The 17,192-nt window shown below is 39.7% G+C and carries 13 protein-coding genes; 7 read left to right on the forward strand and 6 right to left on the reverse strand.

Annotation, left to right across the window (positions count from 1 at the left end; all coding sequences use genetic code 11):
• Positions 1-20: 20 nt before the first annotated feature.
• The gene (locus tag ACHUE3_RS08765; RefSeq protein WP_394192110.1) at positions 21-872 is read right to left on the reverse strand and encodes a carboxylate/amino acid/amine transporter; all 852 of its coding nucleotides are present in this window, start codon (positions 870-872) and stop codon (positions 21-23) included.
• Between the two features lie 281 nt (positions 873-1,153).
• Entirely contained in the window at positions 1,154-3,286 is a 2,133-nt protein-coding gene (locus ACHUE3_RS08770; protein WP_394192111.1) for a M3 family metallopeptidase, read from the reverse strand.
• A 510-nt stretch (positions 3,287-3,796) separates the two neighbouring features.
• Between ACHUE3_RS08770 and ACHUE3_RS08775 the strand changes: the two genes are divergently transcribed.
• Positions 3,797-4,678, forward strand: a complete 882-nt coding sequence (locus ACHUE3_RS08775) for a mechanosensitive ion channel family protein (protein ID WP_394192112.1) — start codon at positions 3,797-3,799, stop codon at positions 4,676-4,678.
• Between the two features lie 195 nt (positions 4,679-4,873).
• On the forward strand, positions 4,874-6,508 hold the full coding sequence (locus ACHUE3_RS08780) for a methyl-accepting chemotaxis protein (RefSeq protein WP_394192113.1): 1,635 nt from the start codon (positions 4,874-4,876) through the stop codon (positions 6,506-6,508).
• 160 nt (positions 6,509-6,668) lie between these two features.
• Here ACHUE3_RS08780 and ACHUE3_RS08785 read toward each other — a convergent pair whose 3' ends face one another.
• A complete protein-coding gene (locus tag ACHUE3_RS08785; protein ID WP_394192114.1) occupies positions 6,669-7,220 on the reverse strand; it encodes an HdeD family acid-resistance protein in 552 nt (183 codons plus the stop codon).
• 762 nt (positions 7,221-7,982) lie between these two features.
• Here ACHUE3_RS08785 and ACHUE3_RS08790 point away from each other — a divergent pair.
• The 5 genes from ACHUE3_RS08790 to yegD all read left to right on the forward strand — a co-directional run bounded on the left by ACHUE3_RS08790 (position 7,983) and on the right by yegD (position 13,917).
• The gene (locus ACHUE3_RS08790; protein ID WP_394192115.1) at positions 7,983-10,262 is read left to right on the forward strand and encodes a TonB-dependent receptor; all 2,280 of its coding nucleotides are present in this window, start codon (positions 7,983-7,985) and stop codon (positions 10,260-10,262) included.
• A 112-nt stretch (positions 10,263-10,374) separates the two neighbouring features.
• Positions 10,375-10,674 (forward strand): hypothetical protein, encoded by a 300-nt coding sequence (locus ACHUE3_RS08795; RefSeq protein ID WP_394192116.1) that lies wholly within the window; start codon positions 10,375-10,377, stop codon positions 10,672-10,674.
• Between the two features lie 257 nt (positions 10,675-10,931).
• Positions 10,932-11,588, forward strand: a complete 657-nt coding sequence (locus tag ACHUE3_RS08800; RefSeq protein WP_394192117.1) for an HAD family hydrolase — start codon at positions 10,932-10,934, stop codon at positions 11,586-11,588.
• Positions 11,589-11,618: 30 nt separating this feature from the next.
• Entirely contained in the window at positions 11,619-12,485 is an 867-nt protein-coding gene (locus tag ACHUE3_RS08805) for a DNA ligase (protein ID WP_394192118.1), read from the forward strand.
• Positions 12,486-12,549: 64 nt separating this feature from the next.
• Entirely contained in the window at positions 12,550-13,917 is a 1,368-nt protein-coding gene (yegD, locus tag ACHUE3_RS08810) for a molecular chaperone (protein WP_394192119.1), read from the forward strand.
• A 12-nt stretch (positions 13,918-13,929) separates the two neighbouring features.
• Here yegD and ACHUE3_RS08815 read toward each other — a convergent pair whose 3' ends face one another.
• From ACHUE3_RS08815 to ACHUE3_RS08825, 3 genes are all read right to left on the reverse strand, one after another.
• Entirely contained in the window at positions 13,930-14,394 is a 465-nt protein-coding gene (locus ACHUE3_RS08815) for a methylglyoxal synthase (protein WP_394192120.1), read from the reverse strand.
• 17 nt (positions 14,395-14,411) lie between these two features.
• On the reverse strand, positions 14,412-15,047 hold the full coding sequence (locus ACHUE3_RS08820) for a LysE family translocator (protein ID WP_394192121.1): 636 nt from the start codon (positions 15,045-15,047) through the stop codon (positions 14,412-14,414).
• 95 nt (positions 15,048-15,142) lie between these two features.
• Positions 15,143-16,981, reverse strand: coding sequence for a S8 family serine peptidase (locus ACHUE3_RS08825; RefSeq protein WP_394192122.1), 1,839 nt, complete (start codon positions 16,979-16,981; stop codon positions 15,143-15,145).
• Positions 16,982-17,192 lie beyond the last annotated feature (211 nt).

The raw sequence follows: 17,192 nt of genomic DNA on the forward strand, positions 1-17,192 counted from the left end.
TCGAATATTATAGTATACATTCATTTATTTTTTGAGGTTAACAGTTGGTTAAGTATTAAAGCACTTAAAATAATGGCGCCGCCAATACTGAGCTTTAAAAGGTCGGCTTCGCGATTCCAAATAACGACATTAACCAAAATACCGGCGGGAATGAGTAAGTTATTCATTACTGCTAGACCACCGACGTTAACCTGAGTTGCCCCTTTATTCCATGCAAAATAACCAAAACCAGAGGCAATTGTGCCTAAGTAAATAAGAATCCCCCACTGGGTGCTGGTGGTGGGAAGCTTACTTGTATCACCAAATAAAGCAAAACAAACACATGCAACAACAAGTGCACCTACAAAAAACCAACCAAACACAGTGCGTTGTGGTAGCTCATTGTCAGCCATTAAACGTTTGTAGGTGACTTGTCCGGTGGCAAAGCAAATATTTGCAGCTTGAACCAGCAATAGCCCTGTAACAAAGTGCTCATCAATACTTTGATAGCGAATAGCTACCGCTCCAGCAATTGCCAACAGCGCGACAAACAAATATTGGGGGTTAAAGCGCCGTTCGATTACATCGTTTAACAGCGCGATGTATAAAGGTGTCATTACAGTAAAGAGTAAAACTTCGGGCACGCTGAGGTATAAAAAAGAGTGGTAATAAAAGCTATACATGGCACCAAGTTGAATTGCACCAATCAGCATGAGCTTGGCAATGACAACTTTGGGGACGGTTTTAAATTTTAAAAACGGTAAGAATACTAATGTTGCTAAGGCTACACGCATCAATACGCTAAACCAGGCATCAACTTGGCCTGCCAGATACACGCCGATTAAACTAAACGAAAAAGCCCATAGAAGGGTAGTTGCAAAAAGATAGGCCATGATTTTACATCAGTAATTTTAAAGCCTTACTATAACAAAAAGCCCGCAACAGTGTGCGGGCTTTATTGCTAAGTTAAGTAGTTAACCTGAACTCTGGATAATAAATCTATCTCCAGCGGCTACTTTCAACGCTAACTGCGTTGAATTTACTTGCAATAGGCTAGCTATTGACGCGTAAATTCGCCTTGTTATCGCTAAAAGTCTCCGGCTGGAGACTAATAACATTTGTTATTTAATATCAATATTTTAGTACATCTCTTAACCAGAGTTCAGGTTAGTTATTATTCTACTAAACCACGGCGCTTAAGCAATGCATCTGTGGTTGGCTTTTGACCACGGAACTCAATGTAGCTTTGCATTAAGTCACGGCTGTTACCTTTTGATAGAATTTCTTTACGGAAGTTATCACCGTTTTCACGAGTAAGGCCGCCTTGCTCAGTCATGTGAGCAAATGCATCGGCTGCAAACACTTCAGTCCAAAGGTAAGCGTAGTAACCCGCAGAGTAACCACCAGCAAAAGTATGGCTAAAGTAGCAAGACTTATAGCGTGGTGGTACTGGGTAATAGGCAATACCGTGCTTTTCTAGGGCCTCGTGTTCAAACTTTTGCACATCAGTGATTTCAGTGTCAGAACCAAATGAGTGCCACTCCATATCAAGTAATGCGGCTGCTAAATACTCAGTTGTACCAAAACCTTGGTTAAAGTTTTGTGACTCTAGTACTTTATCCAGTAGCTCTTTTGGAATTGGCTCACCCGTTTTGTAGTGTTTAGCGTAGTTCGCAAGCACTGTAGGTTCAATATTCCAGTCTTCATGTGCTTGAGAAGGAAACTCAACAAAGTCACGTGCTGTTGCTGTACCTGCAAGGCTTGGGTATTTAACGTCTGAGAATAAACCGTGCGCTGCATGACCAAATTCATGGAACATGGTGGTTACTTCAGAGAAAGTCATTAAGGTTGGCTGACCTTCTGCTGGCTTAGGAATATTTTGCGCGTTATAGATAACTGGTTTTGTACCTTTTAAGCCGCTTTGACCAACGTATGCACTCATCCATGCACCGCCACGTTTACCTTCACGTGCATATGGGTCCATGTAGAACAAGCCAATTGCGCTGCCATCAGCGTCAAATACTTCAAATGCCATTACGTCTTCGTGATAAAGCGGTAAATCTTTACGCTCTTTAAACGTAATACCGTAAAGTTTTTCCATTGCGAAGAACATGCCGTCGTGGATCACAGATTGCATTTCAAAGTATGGCTTAACTAGCGCTGGATCTAAGTCATATTTAGCTTGGCGAACTTTTTCTGAATAAAATGCCCAGTCCCAAGGTTGTAAAGCAAAAGTTTCACCTGATGCATCAATTACTTTTTGAATTTCAGCCGCTTCAGCTTTCGCTTTGTTAACAGCTTTTGGCGCTAAGTCATCAAGTATGCCGTATACATTCTCAGTGGTTTTAGCCATTCTGGTAGTCATTACATATGATGCCCAGTCTTTATAACCAAGTAACTCTGCTTTTTGTGCACGTAAGTTGGTTTCTTTGATGATAATAGGGCCATTTGTATCTTGTGCACGTGTTGCAGATGCTTTGAAAATACGTTCTCGTAGTTTACGGTTTTCAAGGCTGCTTAAAATTGGCTGTTGAGTGGTGTTAACAAGCGTGATCATATAGCCTTCTTTGCCTGCTTTTTTAGCGGCAGCGGCTAAGCTCTCTATATGTCCTTCAGATAGACCTGCAAGTTCGCTTTTATCTGTTACCAGAATCACATCTTCTTTAAATGACTTTAAAACATTTTGTGAGAAAGCCGTTGATAATTTTGCAAGTTCCGCGTTAATTTCACGCATTTTTGATTTTTGAGTTTCATCAAGTTTTGCGCCAGCATTGACAAACTTAGTGTAATAAAAATCGACAAGTCTTTGATCTTCTGCACTTAACTTAGCTTTGTTGTTGTAAATGTTTTCAACGCGTTGAAACAACGCTTTATTAAGATAAATATCGTCTGAGTGAGCCGAAAGCACAGGAGCCATCTTCGCTGCAATACGTTGGTACTCACTATCAGAGATTAAGCCTGATAAGTTGTAAAATGCTGTCGATACTCTATCAAGTAGCTCACCTGAAAGTTCAAGTTCGACTAACGTATTTTTAAACGTTGCAGGCTCAGGGTTATTTGCTATCGCTGCGATCTGTGCTGTTTGCTGTGCAATACCTGCATCGAATACAGGTTCGTAGTCTTTAGTGCCAAACTTATCAAATTCTGGCGCCATATATTGTAGTGGGCTTGGCTTCATCAAAACGTTATCAACACTAACAGTTTGTACTTGCGTTGCTTGGTCAGTTGAGTCTTCAACTTGTTGTGAACTACAAGCTGATAATAGTAAAGCGCTAGCAATAGTGCTAGCGATGAGAGATTTGCGCATAAAAGCTCCAATATAAGAATAAGCCTTAAAGTGTAACAAAGGCATTAACCAACTAACTTAGCAAATTTTAGATTATATACAATTAAGTTTATCGAAATAATGAGTCAGTTGGGCGCAAAATGGAGGTTTTAGGCATAAAAATAGCAGTCTTGTTCAAAAAGTAGCTTAAATTTGATTGTTTTCATAACGTCGTTTTCTATCGTACATTCTAAATATGATGTGTTTGATAGGGCTACAGGGCTGAATTTGTAGAGTGTTTGCGCTTTATTGATTCTCAAGTACTCCCTACATCACGAAATAAAAATAAACATTGTACCCTCAGCTCAATGCGAATAATGATTGTCATGCATGTTTATAAAGAAATCTTTTTTAAATTCGTTAAAAGATGCACTAACACAAAAAATTAATGCTTTTTAAATAAATGCCATTATGACCTTAGCAATAATGTATTTTAAACGTATTATGGCTTTATTAGAGTTTTCACGCTGAATTACGCTCATTTGGACCACTATGAACCTAGATCAAATTACCTACTATTTTACTTATGTATTGTTCACTTACGGTGATGTCAGTATTACTGTATCTAAAATAATCCAAGTCCCCCTTATATTATTTGTGATGTGGTTTGTAGTAACGCGAACAGGGCGCTTAATTAAGAAAGCATTACTTGCCCAAAAAATGAGCCCAGATGCGGTACTATTATTTACCCGTATTTATTTAGTGCTTTGCATAGCGATACTTGTCTTTACGACTTTAGAAGTATTGAGCATTCCTTTAACTGCATTTGCTTTTGTTTCTGGGGCTATTGCTATTGGCGTTGGTTTTGGCGCACAGAATATTATCAATAACTTTATAAGTGGTTGGATTCTAATGTGGGAGCGTCCTATTAGGATTGGAGATTTCTTGGAGGTTGGAACCGCTAAGGGCGTTGTTGAAACAATAAAAACTCGATCAACACGGATCCGTCGAAACGACGGTGTTCATATGCTAGTGCCAAACAGCCAGTTATTAGAAAACACAGTGACAAATTGGACTTTAATAGATCGCAATGCACGTTCTTCCGTAAGTGTTGGTGTTGCTTATGGTTCTGATGTGGTGCTGGTGGAAAAGCTAATTATGCAGGTGCTTAATGAAAACACATCAATATTACCGGCTCCCGCAGCATCTGTGTTCTTTGATGATTTTGGTGAAAGTTCACTGGTTTTTAATGCTGTTTTTTGGGTGTGCGCTGAATCTGAAACCATGCTCAGAAAAGTCCGCAGTGATATTCGATTTAGTATTTATAAAATATTTGAAGAGTATAATGTGATTATTTCTTTCCCACAACGCGATATTCACATTGATGGTGAAATTGCATTGACGCGCAAAAAGCATCATCAAAGTTCAAATTAGATTACGGTAACAACTATGGTTACAGCTGTTTACATTTGTTATTTTTGTAAAAGGCAATAATTATCAATACATTAAAGCGTTGTAGTGTTTTTTAGATAGTTAAAAGTCTATACGGCTATTTAAATTGTTGAAAATATAGGTACAATCTAAGTATTAATGAGAGTTCGCTCTATGTTGTCATTACTTGGAAAAACCATGAAATTGTTAACCAACTGTTTGAATAAATTAAAAGTATCTGCAAAATTACGTCTGATAATTGCATTTGCAAGTATCATCATCTTTATCTTACAAATACACAGTGCATATGACCTTAAAGATCGTATGCTTTTAGAGCGAAAAGCCAGCGCAAAACTATTGATTAGTAATCTACAAAACCAGATTGCTGCACTACAAAATACATATGGTAATTCGCCTAAAAAACTAGAAAGTGAAATTAAACGCACTGTAGAGAGTGCCCGCTATGGTGAAAACGGGTATTTTTTTGTATTTGATCTCAATGGAGATATGGTGCTTCACCCTATTAAACCTCAACTTAACTCCCTATCAATGACGCAACATGAAAAGCCATTTATTGCGACCGCGTTTACAGAATTTGTTAATACAGCTAGAGCGTATAACCATGGGTTTGTCTATTACCAGTGGCCTAAACCTGGTTCAACAGAGCTCGAACAAAAGTCTTCATTTGTGCAGCGCTTAAACTATGGACAATGGGTGATCGGCACAGGGATATATTTAGAAGACATAGAGTCAGAATTCACTAAAATGCTCATAGTGAGCGTAATCAGCACATTGGGTTACGTTTTATTATTGATCATTTTGGCTTCATTGGTGGCGCGTAATATTACTAAACCTTTAGCAAAACTAACATTATCCATGAATGATATTGCAGCAACAAAAGATCTAACCATTGTTTTAAAAAGCCATGGTAAAGATGAGCTATCTAGTATGGCGAGTGCTTTCAATGCGATGAATCACGACTTTAAAGGGGTTTTAAATGTTATTAGTAGCAATACCAGTACGCTCGCATCCCAAGCTGAAGAGTTAGCCTGTGTAACAAGCCAGATACAAGTGGGAATTATCGAGCAAAAGCAGCAAACAATGCAGGTTGCAAATAATATTGAGGAGCTTAGCTCACAAGCTCAGTCTGTCACTAACCAGACTGAGCAGAGCTTAAACACCACACAAAAAGTTGAAATGCTTAGCAAGCAAGGTTTAGAGCATGTTGCAGATAACCTCAATTCAATTACTCAAGTGGCACACAATGTAGAGCAAGCGCAATCTGTTGTACTTGAATTACAGGCCGCATCAGAACATATTGGTGATATTCTGAATGTGATTAAGCAAGTCGCTGAACAAACTAACCTACTTGCGTTAAATGCGGCAATAGAAGCGGCTAGGGCTGGTGAGCAAGGACGAGGCTTTGCAGTGGTTGCCGATGAAGTGCGCACCTTGGCTAAACGTACACAAGACTCAACGGGCAGTATTGAAACTATGATTGAGCAACTACAGACCCGTGTACAGGTTACTGTTGAACAAATGCTACAAGCACAAAACGCAACGCAAGAAGGACTAAAAATAAGCCAAAAATGCACACACACATTGCAAAGTATCGATGAGGCCGTGCTCGTTCTATTTACTATTAATGAAGAAATAGCTCAAGCGACCAGCGAACAGCAAACCGCTGTAACAAACATCAGTCAAAATGTGTCTGAAATTGCAGCCATTGCTGAACAAACACAGTTAGGGGCTAAACACACTCATCAATCAAGCGAACAGTTGAGCGAAATGTCTCAGCAATTAAATGGGTTAGTTGCGGAATTTAAGTTATAGATAATTGGCTTGGGTATTTAGTTTAACTATTTCAATCTTTGGGCTTGTCAAAGGCGCTTATTCTGATGCTTATTACTTTTTAATAGATGTTAATACAGCTAAAGTTTAAGCCTCTGTGACATAGGCAATTGAGCACTTTTAGGTGTTTGGGTATGAAGGATCAATTAACGTGTGTCTTGAGCTTTTTTAGTTTGAGTGAAAAGCCCATTATCAAAGCACCAAAAATAACCGCGTAAGTTGCAACCAGCCAAAGCACAGTGTGAATACCAGCGCTGGGATTAAAAACCAAGTAAAAACCAAAAATAACCGAAATAGCACCGGAAATAATTAAAAACCACTCCCCATTTATCTCTGCTCTTAATTTAATGGCAACAAGTATTTCAACAGCACCTATCGCAATCGCCCACGCAGCAACGTAATAAAGTAATAAAACGGCTGTGATATTCGGGGCAAATAAAGTAACTAACCCAGTAATAAAAGATAAAACCCCGCCAATTAATAACCAGCGCCAATATGGATTATGTTGTTTTGAATTCCATGCAACCCAAGTTCTTAGTAGGCCGTCAAATAAAAAGTACCCAGCAAAAATTAGCAACAAAATATTAAGTGATGCCTCAGGAGCAAACCAAGTAATAACACCCAAAATAGTCGCAATAAGTCCCCGAATAAAAAGCGTTGACCAATTTTTTGAAAGTGTATTTGTTAAATTCATCTTATACCTCAACGATAGATAGGGGATGTATGCATCACATTTGTCAATGCTACGTTAGCGTGTACCGTCATTTTGGTCAAATAACTTGCGTAAATAACGATAGTCAATTTTGATGTTGAGGGCTAAAACTCAGAAGAGTGATTTTTATGCCTTTATAACAGCATTAAAACAGTTATTAAATGAACACGAATAGATATGTAATGAGCCTTCTCGAGTTAAGTTTAAGTGGTTTACGCCTTGGGTATTACAAGTCGATGTATTGAGTAATGTAAATACTATCGACTTTGATAAGCATCTAGACGTAATAGAGGAACTAAATATGGCTATTCTTTGTTTACTTAACAAACATAATTGCGAACTTGCGAGTCCAGAGTTCGTAAACCCAAGTGGTGACCTAAAATAAAAACTGAAATAATAACCATTACCAACTCTGTGCTTTTGCTACAATTTTTGCAATTATTTAATACAGGACATATGTCCGCTAAAGTGTGAAATATTTGCATAAATGAGTCTAAAAGTCGTCATGTTGTTGCTAAAAGTTGTAAAAAACTTGTTTTTTTTATACGCATTAATGCAGTAAAAGTGTCATGAAGTGCTATAATATCGTCCGTTCGATCAGCCTCTTTACTTCGTTTTGCACTCTCGACTAAGAGGTCCGCGCAGATTATTCAAGGCGCGAAAAATTGATTGAGCCCGCCGAGTGAATTTGGCGCAACACCTTAACCGTTGAACAAGAGTGCATTAAAAAGGCTAAACCCCAACATGAAAGCAATGAAAAGATCTACGTTAGCAACCCTTATTAATGCAACGTTGTTCTCTGCAGTAGCAGGTACTTCATTTTCAAGCGCAGCAGAAGACGCCCCCGCTGCAGATAAAAACAACCAATTAGAAGTTATTCAAATTACCGCACGTAAACGTGTAGAGAATGCGCAGGAAGTTCCTGTAGCAGCATCTGCATTGCAAGGTGACGGGTTAGAAGCAGCAAGCTCTGCTGGTATGGATATTCGTTTTTTAAATGCGAAGATCCCAAGTTTAACCGTTGAATCTTCGTTTGGTCGTTCATTCCCACGCTTTTATGTTCGTGGTCTTGGTAACTCAGATTTCGATTTGAACTCATCACAACCAGTCTCTTTAGTGGTAGATGAAATTGTTCAAGAAAGCCCTATTTTAAAAGGTTTCCCTGTATTTGATACGGGACGAGTTGAAGTTCTTCGAGGACCTCAAGGAACGCTGTTTGGTCGTAATACACCGGCTGGCTTAGTTAAAATTGATTCAGCACGCCCAACACAGGATTTTGAAGGCTATGCGGCTTTATCTTATGGCTCGTTTAATTCAATTGATTTTGAAGGTGCTGTAAGTGGTGGGTTAACTGATAACTTATCTGCCCGTGTTTCTTTACTACGCCAAGAGCGTGATGATTATATTGATAACCGTTTAGCTGGTAATGAAATTGATGATGCAACGGGTGGTTATCAAGAAACAGCCGCACGTGTGCAATTCTTATATGAAAAAGATGATTTAAGTGCGTTATTCAATTATCACACGCGTGATTTAAATGGTAAGCCAATTGTATTCCATGCAAATGCTATTGAAATGGGTACTAATAAACCACGTTCAGGCTTTAACCCAGAAGTTACTTATCAAGATACAGTTCAGTTTGCGACGCAAAATGTTGAATCACAAGGTGCAAGCTTAAAAGTTGAATATGATTTTAATGCTCATACATTAACCTCAATCACCGGCTGGGAAAGTGCTGACATATACTCTCGTGCGGATGTAGATGGTGGCTTTGGCTGTGGTAACACGTTTGTTCCTGGATGCCCAACACCTGAAATGGGACCTGGTTTCATATTCTTAGCATCAGAAACGGCAGATGCATTACCTGAACATAATCAATACACACAAGAGTTACGTTTATCGAGTGACTTTGCTGGCGATTTTAACTATCAAGTAGGTGCTTTTTATTATAATGAAGAGCAAGTTATTGAAACCTACGGCTATGATGGCTTAGGTGCCAATTTCTTAACAGGTTATGTACGTCAAGATCAAGAAACGACTGCATGGGCTGTATTCGCATCAAGCGAATATCAGTTAACTGATAAGCTAGAAATCACGGCTGGTTTACGTTATTCAGATGATAAACGTGACTTTACTGCATCGCGTTATGCATCACCTGAGTCAACTACCGCTAACTTAACTAAATCAGTGGCACCAGAAGATAGCCATGTATCTTGGGATTTAGCAGCTGCTTATAAATACTCAGATGACATAAATTTATTTGTTCGTGCTGCAAATGGTTTCCGCGCACCAAGTGTTCAAGGCCGTATTTTATTTAGCGATGATGTAACGGTTGCTGACTCTGAAACAATTAACTCTATTGAAGCAGGTATTAAGTCAGATGTACTTGACGGTAGTGGCCGTATTAATGCGACTGTTTTTTACTACCAAATGGATGATCAGCAGTTAACCGCTGTTGGTGGTGATGCTGGTAACACAGCACGCTTACTTAACGCTGATAAAACAGTGGGTTACGGTTTTGAAGTTGATACACAATGGGTATTATCAGACAACTTTGATGCGACATTCAACTTTAGTTACAACAACACTGAGTTGCAAGATGATGCATTATTTTCGCAAGGTTGTTTCGCATGTACTATAACAGACCCTTCGACTGTTCAAGGTTTTAGTCTTGATGGTAACAGCTTACCTCACGCACCAGAGTGGATTGCTAACTTTATCTTACGCTACACACAAGAAGTAGGTGACGGTGAGTTTTACGCATACACTGATTGGTCTTACCGTAGTGAAATTGACTTCTTCTTATATGAGTCAGTTGAATTCACTGGTGAAGCCCTACTTGAAGGTGGTGTTCGCACAGGTTATAAATGGTTCTCAGGTGACTATGAATACGAAGTTGCTGCATTTGCTCGTAACATAACAGATGAGCAAGTATTTATTGGCGGTGTTGATTTTAGTAATAACTCAGGCATCGTGAATGAACCGCGCTTTATTGGCGCAGAGTTTAAAGTTAACTTCTTTTAAGGTTAACTAAATACGTACATAAAACCCGCTTTAAAAGCGGGTTTTTTCGTTTATATTGCTAGCAGTTACTGCTACAGTAGCGATAATTAATTTATACAAAAAGAGATAAATAATGGCTGGATTTTGGAACTATCGTGTAATTTTTTGTGAAGCAACAAAAGATGAAGCGGCACAATATCAAATTCATGAAGTTGAATATAACCTAAATGGTAAAGTAACTAACTGGTCTGAAACTGGCGCAGCGCCATTTGGTAACACGGTTGAAGAATTAAAAGCGGATTGTGAGCGCTTAAAAACAGCTTTTGAAAAGCCGGTATTAAAAGTGGTTCGTAAAGAGCGTGGTTATGAACTTGTTGACGTTGAAACGGGTGAAGAGGCCTTTGCCGAGCCACCTGCAGGTTTGACGCAATAATGTAAAATGAAAGGTGCCATGTGCGCCTTTTTTTAGCGCTTTAAATAACCTGAGCTCTGGATAATAAATCTATCTCCAGCGGCTACTTTCAACGCTAACTGCGTTGAATTTACTTGCAATAGGCTAGCTATTGACGCGTAAATTCGCCTTGTTATCGCTAAAAGTCTCCGGCTGGAGACTAATAAATATATTTGTGATTTAATATCAATACACTAGTACATCTCTTAACCAGAGTTCAGGTTAAATAAGGAATGACGATGACTTTACAGGCAATACTATTTGATATGGACGGCACACTGGTTGACTCTGAAAGTGTGCACTTTAATTGCTGGAATGACATTTTAGCCGAGTATGGTATTCGTTATGAAGAAGAGGAGTTTTGTCAGCGTTTTTCAGGTAAAGCAACCGTAGAGGCCGCAAAAGAAGTCGTTGCTTACTATAAATTATCAATTACACCGCAAGCACTTGCACAAAAAAAGTATGATTATTTTAGTGAATTTGTCACAACTCACTTGCCACCACTCATGCCATTTGCAAAAGAAGCCTTACTCGCGGTTAAACAAAGTGGTTTGAAGATGGCATTAGTGACAGGCAGTGCACGAGATGAAGCATTACCTATCCTTAAAGGATATGGCTTTTATGAATTGTTTGACTGTGTAGTAACAAAAGATGATGTGGTAAACCCAAAACCTGCTGGTGAGCCGTATTTACTTGCACTGCAAACACTTGCAATTAACCCTGTAAATGCCGTCGCGGTTGAAGATACCAATACCGGCGTAACAGCTGCTTTTAATGCAGAACTTGCTGTGGTTGCGGTGCCTAATAAACATACCTTAAATCATGACTTCAGCAAAGCAACGGCACAGCTCGCCAATTTGCAAGAGTTTTTGCAATGGGTACAAAATAAACTATAGTTTGTGTATCTATTTTGTAAGGATACAATAATGAAAAAAGGATTCTATACCTTATTATATATTTGGCTAATTTCACTAATCTTACCTTGTTTAGCCCAAGGTACCGATAAGGCAGGCACCATACCTCACGTACAGCTTGCAAAAGTGTATGATGAAAGTAACACAGTAGATGTGTCTGAATACTTAGTCAGTGAAAAGTTTGATGGCGTGAGAGCTATCTGGACTGGTGCTGAGTTTGTCACCCGAAATGGTAATCCCATTAACCCGCCTCGCTGGTTTAGCAGTGTTTTGCCTAAAGTGTGGCTCGATGGGGAGCTCTGGACAAAACATAATGACTTTGCTGCTTTAAGTGGCATTGTGCGCACAGTAAAGCCGGTAGACAGTGATTGGCAGAAGGTAACTTTTCGTATATTTGATATGCCCGATCAAACAAATCCATTTAGTATTCGCTATAAGAATTATCAACAGCTGGTTCAAGTCATTAATAAACCACATATCATTGGGGTAGAACAACACCAGTTTTTATCAAACCAAGCACTTACCGCTTTTTTTGAACGTATAACAAAACGCGGTGGTGAAGGGGTTATGCTGCATCTTGCAAGTGCCAAGCATCAAAATGGCCGCTCATCAGCACTGCTAAAACTTAAACCTTACTTTGATGATGAAGCTATTATAGTTGGCTATTTACCCGGTAAAGGTAAGTACTCAGGGTTGCTAGGTGCAATCCGAGTTAAAAATGAAGCTGGTATTGAGTTTACTATCGGCACTGGCTTTAGTGACCTCCAAAGACAAAATCCACCGGCCATTGGGGCAAAGATAACGTACCGTTACCATGGTTATACAAAAAATGGATTGCCTCGTTTTGCCAGCTTTTTACGTCAGCGGCCGCAGGAATAACGTTTTAAAGCTGTGTTAAATGTGCTAAATTGCGCGGCCTTTTTGTCGTCAATGTGGTGAAGTAATGGTAGTTGGTTTTGATTATGGTAGTTCTAATTGTGCAATGGGTGTGATGGGTGAAAACAACCTCGTTGAACTTGTGTCATTAGAGCAAGGTAAACATTACTTACCATCGACACTTTACACTCACCATAGCGCATTGGTCGTTGATTTTGTTGCTAAAAACCTAACTGGCACTCCCTTCGAACACGATTATAAAAGCCAACGCCAAGCCCTGCTTAATACATTGCCACGTATAAAGTCAGATCTTGATTTAGCCGTTAATGAGCAAAGTTTATTTATTGGTCGTGAAGCTATTAACGAGTATGTGCAATTTCCTGAAGAAGGTTACTTTGTTAAATCACCGAAATCATTTTTTGGCGCAACTGGATTAAAGCAAGGGCAAATCAATTTTTTTGAAGATATTGCAACAGCAATGATTTTAAAAATAAAACAACGCGCTGAGGCTTCCTTACAACAATCCTTAACACACACTGTGATAGGCCGCCCAGTTAATTTTCAGGCTGTGGGTGGTGAAGAGTCAAATCAGCAAGCCATTGGTATCTTGGAGCGTGCTGCGAAACGTGCTGGCTTTAAAGACGTTGCATTTTTATATGAGCCTTTAGCCGCAGGAATTGATTACGAAAGTAATTTAACGCAAAACCAAAAAGTACTTGTAATTGATATTGGTGGTGGTACGAGTGATTGCTCATTTGTGCAAATGGGCCCCGACTTTCGCGGGAACAGCGATCGCGATAATGACTTTTTAGCCCACAGCGGTAAACGTATCGGTGGAAACGACCTTGATATTGCGCTGAGCTATCACGGTTTAATGCCATTGTTAGGCCTAGGGAGTTCGTTTAAATCTGGCTTACCATTACCCAATCAACCTTTTTGGCAGGCATGCAAAATCAATGATGTAAATTTACAAAGCCAATTTTACGCACAAGCACATACTCGTGAGCTTATTACTGCGCTTCGTGATGTAAATGAACCTGCTCTTTTCCAGCGTTTAATTAATTTACAGCAAAATAAACAGGGGCATCAGTTAGTGCAACAAGGCGAAGCCGCTAAAATAGCTTTATCGTCTGAGCCAAGCTTTAACTGTAATTTAGACTTTCTAGCGACGGATTTAGCTAAAATATTGAATGTAAGTGACCTAGCGTTAGCCGTAGACGACTCTATAAATCAAATAGTAACACTAGCTAAAGAGGCGATTAAGGAGGCTGGCGTTGTACCAGACGTTATTTATTTAACTGGGGGCAGTGCGCAGTCACCGTTAATAAAAGCGGCACTTAAACAACACTTAGGTGATATTAACCTAGTGAACGGCGATCACTTTGGTAGTGTTACCGCCGGCCTAACCAAATGGGCAAATATGCTTTATAAGTAAGCAGATGCTTACTTATAAATCTACTTGCCGAGTTGCGAGGTATTTTTCGTAATCCGGTAAGGTACGCTCAAGCTCACTATTCATTAACGTTGAGCTTAATAGCATATCCGCACTAACTTCATTACAGGCAACGGGAATATTCCATACCGCAGCAAGTCTTAGTAACGCTTTAACATCTGGGTCATGTGGCTGTGATGCAAGTGGATCCCAAAAGAATATAAGCATATGCACTTCGTGCTCAGCAATCTTTGCTCCGAGCTGTTGATCGCCACCCATTGGACCGCTCAATAGTTTTACAACGTTTAATCCTGTGGTGCGTTCGATTAAATGTCCTGTGGTGCCTGTGCCATACAATGTATGTTGACTAAGGCTATCGTGGTGTTTTTTACACCATGCTTGAAGGGCCGCTTTTTTACCATCATGGGCAACCAAAGCGATATTTTTATGCGCTGGGAGTGACTGTAGTTTTTGTTCCATATTGACTCTTATTGTTATTACATTAGTAAATTGATGGCCAGTGCGATAAATACTACGCCTGTTATTCGATCAATCCAAACCTGACTTTGTGGATGTGCTCTAAAATAATTTGCAATTTTATCGCCAAAGTAAATATATGTGCAGTCGATAGGAAAAGCAAAAATAGGGTAGAGCAAACCAAAAAATGCCAGCTGAAATGTGGTTGAGCTTGATAAGGTAGGATCAACAAACTGCGGTATAAAAGCAATAAAAAACAGCGCCACTTTTGGGTTAAGCACCTCTGTCATCATCGCTTGAAACATAACGTTGGATTTCTTTTTGGTCGTGATATGAGGCTTCTCCTCACTATTGCAATGTGGCTGCTTAAACGTGCTTTTAAGCATACTAGCACCCAAATAGCAAAGATAGGCAGCGCCTGCATACTGCACCGTCGCATAAGCGGTCTCAGAGGCTTTTAAGATAGCCGTTAAACCAACTACGGCAAATAAAGTGTGTACTACGCCGCCAAGGGCAAAACCAAATGCACTTTGTAAACCCGCCGCGCGGCCATTAGCAAATGTTTGCGCCATAAGAAATGCGTTAGAGGGGCCAGGAGCAACAGCAATTAAAAAACTGGCTGCGAGGAAAGATAATAAAAATTCAACGTTTATCATTATGATCGTGTGTAATATATAAAAACCTATATTAACAAGCTTACATAAAAAGAAAAAGCGAGCATTTGCTCGCTTTATTTAGCTAAAATGCTAATTTAAAAATTAACCGTCGTGTTATTAGAGCAAACGTTTGTGCTTTGCGCTTCGCATATTTGGTAGGTGTAGCTACCACCACCTTTAGTTGAAATACTATCTGTGTAGCTGTTCGTATTTGCGACAGTCGACACCTTTGCACCATTTCTATATACATCAACTTGGCTTGTTGCTGCTCCACTCCAGCTAAGATCAATATACTTAGCACCTTTAGATTTATAACCTGAAGCTGATAAGCTAATGTCATCATTACCAGGAGGTGTTACACCCCCTCCGTCACCACCTGCACACCCATTTGCAGTTAAATAAGCATCGGCATCAGCGGCTTTAACAATACCGTGACCAAAGTATACATCGTGACCAGTCGCGCCTTGATCTTCCGCGGTTGCTTTTAATGCATCACGAATTTCAGTCCCTGTACACTCAGGATGCAAAGACCAAACGAGCGCAGCAATACCAGAAACAGCAGGAGTGGCCATTGATGTACCGCTCATAAATCCATAATCACTCGCACCAATAGCAATGTTAATACTGGCACTGTTAAGTAGCGCATTACGGTCTTCAAATGCAGCACCTACAGCTGGGATAGATGTGTTATTGGTATCACCCAGCGTCGCATATAACATGCCTGCTTCGTTGTTAATGATAACCGCGCCAGTACCACCTGAGTTTTCGCAGTTTGCCACTTTGTCATAAAAAGAGATATTACCACGGTCAATTAGGCATACTTTACCAGCTGCGTCAGTATCAATGCTTTCGCCGGTACCCATGAAATGGGCAGCAGCAGTGACTTGACCTGAGTTTTCCATTGCTGATGAATCAAATGCAACATTATCAGCAGATAAGTTAGCTGCCGTTGCCATCCCAGCAGGGTAGGTTGATAACGTATCTACACCACCTGCAGTGACTTCTACACAGATTGTTTCGTCATTTGTAGCACGTTTCCCTCGGCCAGATGAACAGCTAGGAAACTGAGAAAAGTCAGCAATTTGATTATTGGCGTCATTTGCGCCAATCATCATTACAGAAGAGTATCCAGCTGGGTAGGAGCGTACATTGTTACCGTCATTTCCTGCAGCGGCTACAACTAACCCGCCTGCATTTGTAAAAGCGTCGAATGCATTTGATTCTGTGCTATTTGAACCGCCACCGCCTAAACTCATACTAATGATGTTTGCGCCAGCTTGCGAACATAAGTTTGTTGCTTGAGCTAAATCGGATGAGTACCCCCATCCTTCAGCATTAAATACTTTGATTATATGCATAGCAACACCAGGTGCCATACCCACAACACCCACATTGTTATCAGCAGCACCAATTGTGCCGGCTACATGAGTACCATGAGGTCCACCATTATCAAACCAATTACCAGTGCCAGAATCATTATCTCCCGTGATATTACCCCAAATAAAATCAGGGTTTGAGCTATCTAGGCCAGAGTCAATGACACACACTTTCATACCTGCATTCGCGTCAAATGTCAGTTGGTCAGCTTGTGATTGATAAACAGCATAAGGTGTTAGCTGTTGTTGCATTGCATTTCCAGCATCGTCGCTGTAAAGCGCTGTTGGGAATCGTTTTTGATCTTCTTCGATTAATTTAATATGTGGGTTATTAAGTAATCCTTTAACACTGGCTAAGTCATACCCAGAGAATTGTGCTGCAATAAAACCATTGCCATCAACTTTAATATCACCCCCTAGTTTTTTTGCGAGTGCTTTAACTACACCCTTTTTATTATTATCAACTTGAATGATATATCGGTCGTTTGCTGCAGATGCATTACCTGCAGCAAAAAGTCCACTGATAATTACGGCTAAGGTAAGTTTATTATTTTTCATGTTTTGTATCCCAGATGTACGTGTTGGTTAACTTGTGGTTAACATTGTTTAACCATAAGTTAATTTATGCGTGGGTACAAGGATTATTGTGCACAAAAAGGGAATAAAAACGTCTGTTTTTTTATTTTTTATAATTAATAATCATATCGAGATGTCTAAATGGATAAATAAAATTTCATACGTCTTATTTACAAACTGACTGTTGAAAATA

It is taken from the genome of Pseudoalteromonas atlantica, assembly GCF_043641955.1.
Taxonomy (GTDB): Bacteria; Pseudomonadota; Gammaproteobacteria; order Enterobacterales; family Alteromonadaceae; genus Pseudoalteromonas; species Pseudoalteromonas atlantica_A.